Source organism: Mycobacterium palustre (assembly GCF_002101785.1).
GTDB lineage: Bacteria > Actinomycetota > Actinomycetes > Mycobacteriales > Mycobacteriaceae > Mycobacterium > Mycobacterium palustre.
Genome location: NZ_LQPJ01000104.1, coordinates 1 through 12,032, shown reverse-complemented (window position 1 = coordinate 12,032; position 12,032 = coordinate 1). Strand labels below are relative to the sequence as shown.

The 12,032-nt window shown below is 66.0% G+C and carries 13 protein-coding genes and 1 pseudogene; 12 read left to right on the top strand and 2 right to left on the bottom strand.

The features are described from left to right. The 9 genes from AWC19_RS29675 to AWC19_RS14595 form a co-directional block, all read left to right on the top strand. A partial coding sequence (locus AWC19_RS29675; RefSeq protein ID WP_245848982.1) for a cell division protein ZapB occupies nucleotides 1-1,558 on the top strand: 1,558 nt, incomplete at its 5' end. Beyond that, nucleotides 1,555-3,249, top strand: coding sequence for a DUF7257 domain-containing protein (locus AWC19_RS14630; RefSeq protein ID WP_085078785.1), 1,695 nt, complete (start codon nucleotides 1,555-1,557; stop codon nucleotides 3,247-3,249). The genes AWC19_RS29675 and AWC19_RS14630, both read left to right, overlap by 4 nt. After that, entirely contained in the window at nucleotides 3,249-3,437 is a 189-nt protein-coding gene (locus AWC19_RS14625) for a hypothetical protein (RefSeq protein ID WP_085078784.1), read from the top strand. The genes AWC19_RS14630 and AWC19_RS14625 overlap by 1 nt, the downstream gene beginning before the upstream one ends. Continuing rightward, on the top strand, nucleotides 3,434-5,113 hold the full coding sequence (locus AWC19_RS14620) for a hypothetical protein (RefSeq protein WP_085078783.1): 1,680 nt from the start codon (nucleotides 3,434-3,436) through the stop codon (nucleotides 5,111-5,113). Before AWC19_RS14625 ends, AWC19_RS14620 begins: the two co-directional genes overlap by 4 nt. An 11-nt stretch (nucleotides 5,114-5,124) precedes the next feature. Beyond that, nucleotides 5,125-5,976 (top strand): hypothetical protein, encoded by an 852-nt coding sequence (locus tag AWC19_RS14615; protein ID WP_085078782.1) that lies wholly within the window; start codon nucleotides 5,125-5,127, stop codon nucleotides 5,974-5,976. A 25-nt stretch (nucleotides 5,977-6,001) separates the two neighbouring features. Beyond that, nucleotides 6,002-6,385 carry a phage tail fiber protein gene (locus tag AWC19_RS14610; RefSeq protein WP_085078781.1) on the top strand — a complete coding sequence of 128 codons (384 nt, stop codon included), beginning with the start codon at nucleotides 6,002-6,004 and terminating at the stop codon, nucleotides 6,383-6,385. Beyond that, nucleotides 6,385-7,581, top strand: coding sequence for a phage fiber-tail adaptor protein (locus AWC19_RS14605; RefSeq protein WP_085078780.1), 1,197 nt, complete (start codon nucleotides 6,385-6,387; stop codon nucleotides 7,579-7,581). The genes AWC19_RS14610 and AWC19_RS14605 overlap by 1 nt, the downstream gene beginning before the upstream one ends. A 31-nt stretch (nucleotides 7,582-7,612) precedes the next feature. Next, nucleotides 7,613-9,676 (top strand): DUF7257 domain-containing protein, encoded by a 2,064-nt coding sequence (locus tag AWC19_RS14600; RefSeq protein ID WP_085078779.1) that lies wholly within the window; start codon nucleotides 7,613-7,615, stop codon nucleotides 9,674-9,676. A gap of 9 nt (nucleotides 9,677-9,685) precedes the next feature. After that, complete coding sequence (locus tag AWC19_RS14595) at nucleotides 9,686-10,342, top strand: hypothetical protein (protein WP_142281190.1); 657 nt, start codon at nucleotides 9,686-9,688, stop codon at nucleotides 10,340-10,342. 7 nt (nucleotides 10,343-10,349) lie between these two features. On the opposite strand, the gene AWC19_RS14590 is transcribed toward AWC19_RS14595, so the two are convergent. Together AWC19_RS14590 and AWC19_RS14585 are read right to left on the bottom strand one after the other, a co-directional pair. Next, nucleotides 10,350-11,174: a PE family protein gene (locus AWC19_RS14590; RefSeq protein WP_085078777.1), complete on the bottom strand. Its 825-nt coding sequence runs from the start codon at nucleotides 11,172-11,174 to the stop codon at nucleotides 10,350-10,352. A gap of 2 nt (nucleotides 11,175-11,176) precedes the next feature. After that, a complete protein-coding gene (locus tag AWC19_RS14585) occupies nucleotides 11,177-11,356 on the bottom strand; it encodes a ribbon-helix-helix domain-containing protein (protein ID WP_085078776.1) in 180 nt (59 codons plus the stop codon). Between the two features lie 52 nt (nucleotides 11,357-11,408). On the opposite strand from AWC19_RS14585, the gene AWC19_RS14580 reads away from it, so the two are divergent. The 3 genes and pseudogenes from AWC19_RS14580 to AWC19_RS14570 all read left to right on the top strand — a co-directional run. Then, nucleotides 11,409-11,588, top strand: coding sequence for a hypothetical protein (locus AWC19_RS14580; RefSeq protein ID WP_085078775.1), 180 nt, complete (start codon nucleotides 11,409-11,411; stop codon nucleotides 11,586-11,588). After that, nucleotides 11,585-11,836, top strand: coding sequence for a hypothetical protein (locus AWC19_RS14575; RefSeq protein WP_085078774.1), 252 nt, complete (start codon nucleotides 11,585-11,587; stop codon nucleotides 11,834-11,836). Before AWC19_RS14580 ends, AWC19_RS14575 begins: the two co-directional genes overlap by 4 nt. A gap of 74 nt (nucleotides 11,837-11,910) precedes the next feature. Further along, nucleotides 11,911-12,032 (top strand): annotated as a pseudogene (locus AWC19_RS14570) (NlpC/P60 family protein); the annotation flags it as partial.

Below are 12,032 nucleotides of genomic sequence, written 5' to 3'. Positions count from 1 at the left end.
TGACGTCGGCGGCGCGGGCGGCTTCGGCGGCGGCGGGGGCGGTGCTGGCGGTGGTGCTGGTGGTGGCGGCTACTTCACGCCGGCCGACCCGTCGAAGGTCCGCGACGCTGAGCAGCGCGTGCAGCGCGCCGATGCCCAAGTCGCTGTCCTCGAGCAGAAGCAGCGCGAGCTCAAGGCCAACGCCAGCGAGTCGGAGCGGATGCGGCTCGAGCAGCAGCTGCGGCAGGCCCGAGAAGAAGCCCAGGACGCCCGCCAGGACCTCGAAACCGTCAAGCAGGGCACCTTCCATCCGGGCCGCTCCGGCGGCGCTACTGCCGGTGGTGGTGGCGGCTTCAGCGGGCAGCTCGGCGCGCCGCTCGACGAGGACTTCGGGATGAAGGGCGGCCTGCCCGGGCTGGCGAAGAACCTCGTGACGTTCCTGGGCAACCTGGCATTCGCCCCGGCGCTCGGCGCGCTGTCCGCGGTCGTGTCGGCGTTCGGCGGTGGCGGCCAGGGCGGCTCCGGCCTGGTCGGTATGACGGCCAGCGCCCTGGGCTTCAACGGCGGCGGCGCGACCGGAGGCGGCTTCGGCTACAGCCCGGGCGCGAGCAGCACCGGCTACGGGATGCCCGGCTACGGCACCGACGCCGGGCTGAACGCGCAAGGTCTCGGCCCGGACGCGGCGGCTGCGGTGGCGGCCCGCGGCGGCGGCGGGTATGGCGCGATGGGCGGCGACGGCGCTGCGACGCCGCTTGGGTTAGGCACCGGCATTCACGGCATCGGCCCCGGTTCGGTTGGGCCCGCGCCCGGCGGCGGCCCACCCGGCGCGGGCGCGGGCGTGAGCCCAGGTGGCGGCATCGGCCCCGGTGCCAACTTCCCCGGGATGGGCGGGCCGCCGGCGGCCGGACCGTTCGGCGGCGGCGGTCTCGGTGGGCTACCGGCTTTCAGCGGCCCGGCCAACTCGGTCATCGGTGGTCAGCAGATGGCCGGATCGCACGGCAGCGGCATCGGCATCGGCGGCGGCCTGATCGGCCTCGCGGAGTCCGCGATCCCCAACGCGATCTCCATGGCCGGTTCCGCCGGGGCAATGACCGGCGTCGGCGCCGGGGCGGCGCCGGCCGCGCAGATCCTGTCACAGGCCGCGCAGATCGGCATCGACGAGATCAACCGCGGAATCGGGTTCGCCGCCCAAGCCGCCAGCATCGGTGTGTCCGGGCTGCTGGAGACGTTCAACCTCAACGACAGCCCGCTCGCCGACCCCAGCAAGTCGTGGCTGGGCCGGCTCGCGATCGGCATCTCCGGCGCTAAGCCCGCGGTGCCCAACCTGGCGGGGATGATGGCCAAGCAGCCCCAGGGCCTGCCCGGAGCCGACCCCTCACAGGGGGGCAAGACGGCCAACCCGGCAGGCCCCGGCCAGGGCCAGGGACAAGGCCAGGGCCAAGGTCAGGGTGATCAGAACAGCCAGGGCGGCACCAACATTCACGTCGAGTACCACAACCACCAGGCGCCCGAGGACCGCGCCGCCAAGGACATCGCCGTGCACCTGGCCAACCAGTATCAGATCCCGTTGCAGCGATGAGCGCGCCGATCCGCTACCCGGCCGGCCCGATCACCAAGCACGGCGCCTACTACGTGCTCAACGGGATGCATCCCGAGGTGACACTGACCGCCTACGACAAGTCGATCCAGATCGCGATGATGGGCGGCAAAGCCATCCCCAACCGCACGATGCCCGAGTACGTGATCCTCAAAGACATCGACGGGCTGATCCCGCCGTGGCAGATGATCGACCAGAAGGGCGCCACGCAGGACGGCGTCACCTTCCTCGATGCGCTTTACGATCCGATGGAAGTCAACGCCACCGTGATCGTGCGCGGCCGCGACGCCAAGCACACTCGCAAGGTCATCCGGGATCTCGTTTCGTCGATCGACGCCAAACAGGTCAGCGAATTATCCTGGTATACACAGGAACTCGGCTACTGGTGGGCGCCGATCCGCTGGTTCAAAACCCCACCCGACAAGCTCGCCGGAGCCCAGCAGCGCCGCCAGCAACTCACACTGAGGCTGCGCGCCGACAACGGGTTCTGGAGGACGTTCGACGACATCGACCAGTTCAAGCTGAACTACGAGGCAAACACCGACTCCTTCGGCTACGTCACCGACAACGGCCTCGGCGACGGCTGGACCGTGGGTTACAGCGGCCGTGGCCCGCTGGTGCGCTGCGACGGCCAGCAGGTCCTTTTCATCATCGATCCGGCACGGCCGGTCATCGGAGACACCGGGCGCGACGCGGTCTTTCGCCGCAACGACTTCACCACCAGCACCAACAACCAGTTCATCGAGATCACGCTCGGGGTCACCAACGCCTGGACGTTCCCCGACGGCGCCTACGACGACATCTGGGGGCGTCTCAACAACACCGGCATCCCCGGCCTCTACGGTGTGCGGGCCCGGATCGGCCTGAAAACCGTGCGGCTGTCCTACTTCGTCAACGGTGCCGAGACGATACTGCGCGAGCAACCACTTTCGATCCAGGCGATGTCGGGTGAGAAGTTCGCGCTCGTCTGCGGTTACGACGGCAACTCCCGCATGTTCAAGGTGCTGCGCAACGGCAGCGACGTGCCCGGAATGACCGTTGTCGAGCACGGGAGCGGATCGCCGCTGGGTTCCTCTTACCGCAGCGTCGGGTTCGGGTTGCACGCCGCGCCCTCGACCGGGCTGACCCCGGCCCTGCCGCTGTCGGTACGCAGATGCGCGGCCGGCACGCATGCCACCACCAGCCAGTCGGGGTTCGTCACGCGCATCAACGTCGGCGACCAGCGCCGCTACGAGCGCTACACCTGTTTCGGGCCCGGCACGTTCAGCATCGCCGACGGGCCCGGCTCAACAGATTTCGTGCAGTTCGGCCCGCTACTGGCCAACCAGGTGATGCAGATCCGCACACTCGACAACAGCGTGGTCAACCTGACATCCACTCCGGCCAGCCCGCAGGAGCAGGCCGAATACGAGCAGGCACTGTCCGACCTGGCCAGCTTCGCCACGGCCAACAACGCCCCGCAGGTCCTGGGCGCCAACCGGTCGATCTTCGGTGTGCAGGCCCCGCAGGGCAACCCGTATTCGCTGTTGCACGGCCGGTTCCGCAACCCGGTGCCCCCGAAGTCGCCCGGAGCTCCGGCGCAAAAGCAGCACATCGCAGTCAAGATCGACGGCGGCAACGTCGACTCAGCGATCCTGGCCACCGGCACACCGCTGCGGAGGTATCCGGCCTGATGGCCATCGTCGTCAACGTCGTCGCGGGGGCGCCGGCGTGGGGCCTTTGGTGCCCGATATGCCTGAAGCCGAGCGGATACGCCGTACCGCTCTATTTCCTGACGACACAAGGCGTGACCTCGCTCGGCCCAGTCCGCAAGTGCCATGACTGCGGCGCCCCCGTCCCGCCCGAGGACGACGAGGGATGACCAGCGCCGAACTGGCCGTGTGGAACCATGATCTCCACTACGGCAGCCTCACCCAGCGCGCCGACGCCGCGACCAAGCTGGCTGACAGTTCTGATCTGACACCGGAATTCGTCCACACGCTCTACGACAACCTGTGGCGCCCGATCCGCGAGTTCGGCCCCTACCTGATCGACAGCTCCGGCACCCAGCCCCGCAACGCCGTGCCCAGCGAGACCCTCAAGGCCAAAGGCGGATTCCCCGGCGTGCGGGCGTTGATGGACTGCCGCAAAACACTCGTTGGTGTCACCGTCGAGACCGAGGGCCAGAGGTTCGCGTTCTACGTCGACACCCACGAGTACGAATTCGAGAAGGACAGCTGGACCAGCACCTCCAATTGCCTTGGCATTTGGGACATTTTCAACTACGCGATCATCTGGGCCGACTGGCTGCTGCCCATCCAGGCCCAGATCTTCTCGCACGCGATCTTCATTGGCCCGCTGGTCACGGTGATCGAGAACATGATCTCCGAGTGCTTCCTTCGGATTCAGTCGGGGATCAACGAGTTCCTCAACAACGCGTTGTCGCTCAACCCCGACATCCGGGCCTGGTTCTACAGCCTGCAACACGACAACCCGAACATCTTCGAGGCGCTCAAGACGCCGGTGTATGTGGTGCGCACCAACCCGTTCCTGGACGGCTCGCCGATCTTCGCCAAGACCGTGCGGTTCGAGCCGCTCGGCAAGGTGATCATGGACATCACCCGCCCCTACGGCGTGGACGTCGGCGTCGACCTGTGGCTGCCCGGAGATGCACAGCCCGACCAGTGGGCCAACCTCGACCGGCCGACTTACGTTGTGACAGTTAGGGACCGCAGCCAGGTCACCGGGCCGTTCAAGAACGTCCTGGACTCGGTGGTGCGCGAAGTCGTCGACCTCGAGGGCTCCTTCTTCGGCTCGCAGCTCGCCGGTCTCGTCCAGCAGGCCGCGGTCCAGGGCGTCTACATCTCCCCGGCGCAGGGTGTCAATTTCGTGCAGCCCTACGCGATCATGATCGCCCCCGAGGAGGGCGAGAAGACATCGATTTTGAGCTGCAAGATCGTCGACCACACGCCCAAGGGTTGGCGAACGATCATCGGCGGAAAGAGCCCGAAATGGCTCAATGACCTGATCAACGCCTTCTTCTCCTGGCTGGTCGACTCGGTCATGATCTTCATCGGAATCACCGGTGTCCCAAGCGATCTGCTGGCTGGATTCCTCAACGACGCGTTCTTCGCCTTCCAGCTCATCGACTGGTACGACAAGCGCGCGGCGATGGGCCCGTACCACCCGGGCATGGAGGTGTTCGTTCCGACCGGCGCCTCGCCGTACAACGTGGAGGCGATCTTCACGTTCCTGGAAGCGGCCTGGGACGGCCGGGGATACACCGCGGCGGTGGTGAAGTTCCGCAACGGCTCGCAGTACGCGCTCGGCCGCGACGTGTTCCGCGGCGGCCTGATGTCGCTGGTCTATCTGGGCCGCACCCGGATGTACACCGACTACGTCGACCTCGTCGCGTGGCACATCAACGACAAGGAACGTGAGATCACCGCCCAGATCGGCGACGGCCGATCCCTGGAAGCTCCGCAGGCCAAGCACCAACGCCTCATCACCGGGCTGCAAGAGGCCTTCCAGGTCGCCACCCTCGCCCCGAACCAATAGCTAGGAGCCCCATGCCATCAACCGACTGGTATGAAACCACGATCGACGGCCAGGACTGGCTCATCGTGCCCACGGGGCAACTGCGGATCCCGCTGCCGTTCGACCCGTCCGCGCCTGTCATCATCGCGGTGGCCCCGCCGCTGGGCGGCATCGCCTCGTTCGGCGCGCTGGTCAAGGGCGATCCGGGATTCCCCGCGCAGTTCGACGAGGACGTGGACTTCACCCCACTCGAACCCGACGACCCGACAGCAGATTTCGCCAGCCTCACCCTCGTGAGCCCGGCCACCGACGTATCGGGACCGAGCTACAAACTCGCCCTGGGGCTGCACAAAGGCGCCAAGGGCGACGACGGCGCCGCCGTGCTCACGCCGAGCGACTACGGCACCCCGGCGCCGGGGAAAACGCTGATCCTCAACCCTGACGGGTCGGCGTTCATCCTGGCCACCCCGAAGGTCGGCGACACCTACTATCCGGCCTCGCTGAACAACACCGCATCGGGCAATCCGACTTCCACGCTCGGTGTGGTGGCGATCCCGCCGCAGGACTTCGACTGGCGGCCAAAGGCGTTCGCCCAGACGATGATCTCGCCGACCGGGTCCAACGTGCGGGTCGACGTGATCGCCCGGCTCAACGGCGAATCGGACGGCAACGACGTCGGCCGCGGCTTCGGCATGTCCGGGGCGACCGAACGAATCTCAATCACCCCCGGGGCGCCGGCTGGAAGCCCCGATGAGTGGGATCGCGTACCGGCCGGCCAGTCCGCGACCGTGCACCTGCGGGTCGAACGCCAAAGCGGCAGCGACACATTCACCACCAGCGCCACGACCACACGGTTTGCCGTGAAGGTCGACCCCATCCCGTGACCTCGGAAGAGAGGATCTGCTGACCATGAGCGGCAACGGCAACGTAGGCATCAGTGCGTATCTGGCGGACAAATGGCTCGGCGAGCTCGGCCAGTCGGGTGTCTGGATGCAGGCCTTCATCGGCGTGCCCGGCGCGGACGGCACCGCGAATCTCGCGGCCGAGACCACGCGGGCGTTCGCCACATTCGCCCGCTCCTCCTCGGGGCTGTGGGTCATCACCGGCCTGCCGCCGATCTTCCAGATCACCACGGGCGAAACGCTGAGCCACCTGGGGGCGTTCGACGGGTCCGATGCGGGCGCCAACTTCCTGTTCTCCGCGCAGGCGGTGGCGTCCAAGCTCGTCGCCAACGGTGATCAGGTGGCCGTCGGCGCGTTCACCCTGAAGTTCCCGAACCTGGCGACCGACTGATGCCCGCACTTCCCGAGTCGGCGAATCACAACATCAACGAGATCGCCGGAGCCGCAACCTCAGGTGCAGTCGACGTCGACATCGTCGCCAGCCCGCAATCGCCAAGCCTGTGGGCCACGGCCTCGATCTACTTGAAGACTAACGTCGACACCTCGGGCGCCACACTCACCGTCACCTACGGCGGCGTCGAGATGACGGAAAAGGCTGGGGCGCGGACCTATTGGGACGGCCACAAGAACCTGCTGACCGTCTTCGAGCTGGGTTTCAACGGCCTGGAATCGCCGCCCACCGGGAGCAAGACCGTGCACGCCGCGGTCTCTGGGCTGCCGTCGGACTCGGGCGGCTTCTGGATCCTGTGCGACGTCGTCGTCTACTCCGGGGTGCTGTCAAGCGGGGATCCGGTCGTGGTCAGCGGCGACACCGCGGGCGCGCAGACCGCCAACAGCGTCACCGTGCCGTCGGTGTCCGAAGCGCATCGCGTCGTGACGGTCCACGCGATTCGCACGCCGAATCTGTTCAGCGCGCATAACCTTTCGGCTCGCGCGATCACCTCCGGGGTCTATGCCTACATCGCGTACCTGCTGAGCCTGCTGGGCTACAACTTCTTCCCGTACGTGGTGTCAGCCTCAGGCGGCGAGCTGCTGGTCCAGGACGCGCCCGGCGCGTCGACTGTGACCGGCACCTGCACGCAGCCGTCGACGGCACAGTGGGCGGCGATCGGGTTCTCGCTCACCCCGGCCCCAGTCGTGCTCGAAGCGGCGCTGGAGATCCCGATGGAGACCACCGCATCGCTGTCGATTCACCGCGCGCTCACCCCTGTGGCCGAACGCTATTGGAAGATCCCGGCCATCCCGGGCATCATGCCCGACGGCTCGGAAGCGCCGCTGGCCGGGCAGTTCATCAAGGCCGCCGACGGCATCATCATGCCGCTGTACATCAAAGACCCCGGCGACGTTGTGGAGTACACGCTGGACTGGTCGAATCATCTGCCCGACGACGACCCCATCGTCGCCGTCAGCTACAGCGTCACCAACTCCGAGCTGATCATCGTCTCGTCGTCGTTCACCGAGATCACGACGCAGGTGATCCTCTCGGGCTGCGTCACAGGCGTGTCCTACGGGGTCACGGCGCACGCCACCACCGAGCACGGCCGCCAGCTCGACCGGACGTTCCGGATCGTGGGCGGCCAGAACTGACAGGCCCATGACGGTCACACCTCCCCCGTGGGTGACGCAGACCCCGAACTATCCGGGCCTGCACAACCCGGCGCTGTTCGGCCCGGTGGGCGCGGTCCCGGATGCGCAACAGTGGATTCTGACGATCTCGGCGCTGACCGAGTATTTCATCGGGGAGATCGCGATCGCCTTCGGCGGTATTTCGATCCTGGGCTGGCAGCCGTTCGCGTTCCTGCAAACGTGGGGCGAGAACCTGGTCAACCAGGCGCAGGAGGCGTTCGACGGACAGCAGACGGCCAACGCCAACCTGGCGACGCTGCTCGACGGGATCATGGGCACCGGGCACACCTTCAGCGATCTCGCCTCGTTCCTGTCGGCGGCGGCGTCGCTGGCCAGCACGGTCAACAGCGAATTCAGTGCGCTGCTTTCGGGTTTGGGCGCCGGGAACGTCACCGGACTGGTGTCCTATCTGAGCGCGGCGGCCGGCAATGCGACGAGCGCGGCCGAGGCGTGGGCCGAGGCTGTCGAGGCCGCCGGAGCGGCGGACGCTGCCGCTCTCGGATCTGCAGTATCTGGTGCGGCCACTAACGCCGGCAACGCACTCACCCAGGTAGGCGAGATCGTCAGCAACTCGCTTCAGGCCGACGCGGCGGCGGTGGGTTCGGCGTTGGCAGGTGCGGCGGCGAATGCATCGAATGCGGTGGGGCAGATCGAAGACACCGTCAACAACGCCATCAACGGGGCCGCGACCGCAGCAACATCATTGGGGTCCGCGGTCTCTGGATTCATCTCGGGGCTGTGGTCGGCGTGGACGGGCAGCAGTGGGCAGGCATCCGCGGCCGCAGCGGCGGCAGCAGCGGCTAGCCAGGCTGCGACGAACGCGCAGAATGCCTCCAATATTGGTGGTATGACCGGGCTTTCGGTGGCAAGCCTAAACCAGGCATTGCAGCGATCAGCTATCGGATCCGGCTCGGGCACTGGCGGTCTTTACCAAAGAGTAGACTTCACCACGTACGCCAATCAATCGACCCTGTCAGGGATATTCACTCAATCGACCGCCGCACTGAGCAGCAGTGGCACAAACAATCCCCTCGGCTTAAACAATGGGTCGACCAGGGTCACCCAGTTTGGCATCACCAGCGGTGCAGTGGCTTGGCAGAACGTCTCCACGCATGGATACGATCTCGAACACTATCCAACGCCGACAACAACTGACTACCAAGTTATTTCAGCGCAATTCAACAGTGTCTGGTCAGAGGGCCCGACCGTCCTCATCGGCCGCAGCAACAGCGCGATGGGGACGTGCGTCATGGCGTACATGAGTGCCATCCATAATGCTAATGACATCAACACCGGAATCCAGCTAATTGTGTTGGGCTGCTTTGTATCCGGGGCCTGGACACAACTAGCTTCCGTAACCTCCTCAATAAACGGCACCGGCCTGTTCGAATTAGTCTTGGGCGACAGGAATACATCCAACCCATACTCAATTTCGGTGCTGTTCAACGGAACAACGTTGATCAGCTACGCGGACAGTAGCCACATCTCCCAGGTCGGAAGTAGCTACCGATACGGCGGACTAGGCGGCGTCGCCTACACCACCCCGAGATACAGCTACGACGTGTCCCCACTGACTATCTCCTCGTGGGGTATCGCCGACAACGCTCCGCCAACGGTCATCGGGAGCGGATTTAGGGCGTACCGCGCTACCACCAGCTCGGTCACTCTCACCGGCGGAGCTGTCTTCCCCTCCAACACATTTGACACGGTGCAATGGAACACGCCAGACTTAACCTGGTCGGGCGGTAAGCTCACATTCAGTGTCCCCGGATGGTACCTGGTAACCATGAAAAACGCTCCCACGTCGCCTGGGGGGACGTTTTCATGGCAGCAAGCCCTTTACGTGAATGGAACCTTGTCGCGGATGGGTCAAGGAAACTTTTACGTCGCCGGCGCGGGTGACGCCAACTGTCAGGCGGCGTGGATTATCTACGCCGCCGCCGGGGATTACATCCAGCCCGGATGGTACGGGGCGTCTCTCAACCAAGCGGGAGATGCCAGTGGGCTCAACTGCTCCTTCGAGGTTGCCCTCCTGAATTGCGGAACACTCAGCTAAAGGATTGAAATGACTGAATTGTCGGGGTTCAGCCCTGTTACGAAACTCGGCCCCGATCTCGGGCCCCAAAGCCTCCAAGTCCCCACCAGCATGGACGAAGCGTGCGACTGCAGCGCCAACTGCCCTGCATCGAAAATCCTTCGCGGACTCGGCCAAATCGTGGCAGCAGGGCTCACCAACCTCATCGAGATCGACGTCCAACGCGTACCCAACACCGACTCCGTACAATGCCGCATCCGCCCCTGGTCTGCCGACGGCGCCCAACAGAACGGTGTCGCCGACCCAGGTGGATGGCTCGCCGTCGACGGCACTAACGTCGTCGGAATGTCCAACGTTGACTACGCTGCACAGTTCACCCAGAACGTTCCACTCGAATGGGCGGCCACCACGACTGCGCCCGTCGCGACACTCAACGAAGACGGCACCGTGACGCTCACCTTCCCACAACCAACCTCCGCGAACCGCCCCTTCACCTACACCGCGACAGGACCCGGAACGGTCGGACCGTTTACCACCGACCCGAGCGGCAGCGTGTCTGCGACAATCACCGGCCTGACCGGAGACACGCTCGGCCCGTGGACCGTTGAATGCGCCACGCAATACGAAGGCGTCACAGCAACATCGGTGGCGTCAAACACCATCGCCGTCCCGCAGCCGGGAGGCTAAAGCGGGTCTACGGCAGCAGGGCACCGCCGTTGCCGCCGTTTCCGCCGCCCCCGAAGAACGGCCCACTGTTGCCGCCATTGCCTCCGTACCCGCCGTTGCCGATACCGTCCGAGTTCTCGACGGCCAGCGTTCCCATGTGGCCATAGGTGGCGTTCCAGCCACCGGCCCCTCCGAAACCAGCATGACCAAGGTAGGTGTTCGGCGGCATCGCAGAGACACTTCCGGTGCCACCGTTTCCTCCGTCGCCACCGAAGCCGTACAGCAGGCCGCCGTTACCGCCCCAGCCGCCGTTGCCGCCAGTCCCACCGGCTATTGCCGCGCCGCCGTCGCCACCACGGCCGCCATTGCCCCACAGCCCAGCGTCCCCGCCCCGACCGCCATTAGCGCCCCCGACAGGTTGCGAGAACCCGTTGCCTCCGTTGCCCCAAAGGAATCCGCCAGGCTGACCGTTCGGGCTCGCCGCGGTCCCGTCCGCGCCGTTCCCGATCAACGGGCGCCCGAACAACACATCCGTCGGCGCATTGATGACGCCGAGAACCTGCTGCTGCGCGTTGGCCAGCTCGGCGCTCGCATACTGCGCCGCGCCACCGTTCATCAGCCCGACGAACTGCTGGTGGAACGCCGAAGCCTGGGCCTGCGCGGCTTGGAACGCCTGAGCCTGACCGTTGAACAACGCGGTCACCGCGGCCGACACCTCATCGGCGGCCGGAGCTGCGATCGAAGATGTTGACGCCGCCGCGGCCGCACCCGCGTCATCGATCCGAGACCCGATAGCCGCCAGGTCGCCGGCTGCGCTGGTCATCAACTCCGGCGCGGTGGTGAGAAACGACATGATCAGTACCTTCCGATCGTCTCGTGGTCGAGCTCGGCCAGCGATGCGCGGATGAGTGATCGTACTGCGGTCGCGCGGCTGACCTTGGCGGTTTTCGCATAAGCGTCAACCTCCGCCAGCAGTTCCTTGCCGAGCCGGACGTGGATCGGTGCCCCTACTTCGGGACGACTGCGCGGCGCCATACGACTAAACGATATCGCCCATCGGGCGGTTGTCAACCCACAAGGAGAAAACATGTTCGTCGTCGCACCCATCACCCAACGGCACAACCCCGCCGACAACACCAACACCAAGGGACACCCGGTGGTGTTCGAGGATCTCGACAACGGCTACGCCACGCCGCCGGTCGCGTTCGAAGCGACCCGCGATGACGCCCAGAAACGGGCCGATGCGCTGAACAAGGCCCTGGCATGAGCGAAACCAACGGGCAGGCGACGGCCATGGCCGAACCCTCCAAGCTCGTCCCGAAGCAGGGCCGCATCGCCACCCTCGAAGACGAAGTCACCAAGCTCCGGCGGGAGCTCGACGAAGTCCGCTGGTGCTTCATGGAATTCCTCTACCACTGCGGCGTCGCACAAAAAGCCGCCCAGCTACAGGCGCTGATGGCCGACCCTGACGTGCAACGCATGCTCCGAGCACAAAACGCCGCGGCAGGGCCGTGACCCTTAAACGCCTCCTGCTCGCCGTCATCGCGGCGGCCAGCATCGGTATCAGCGCCGCCCCCCTGGCGAACGCAACCCCGGCGGTCGTAGCGGCAGCCCGCACGCGCATCGGGAAACCGTACCGCTGGGGCGCGGCGGGCCCCGACGCGTTCGACTGCTCCGGGCTGGTCGTGTGGGCCTACGCCCAGATCGGGAC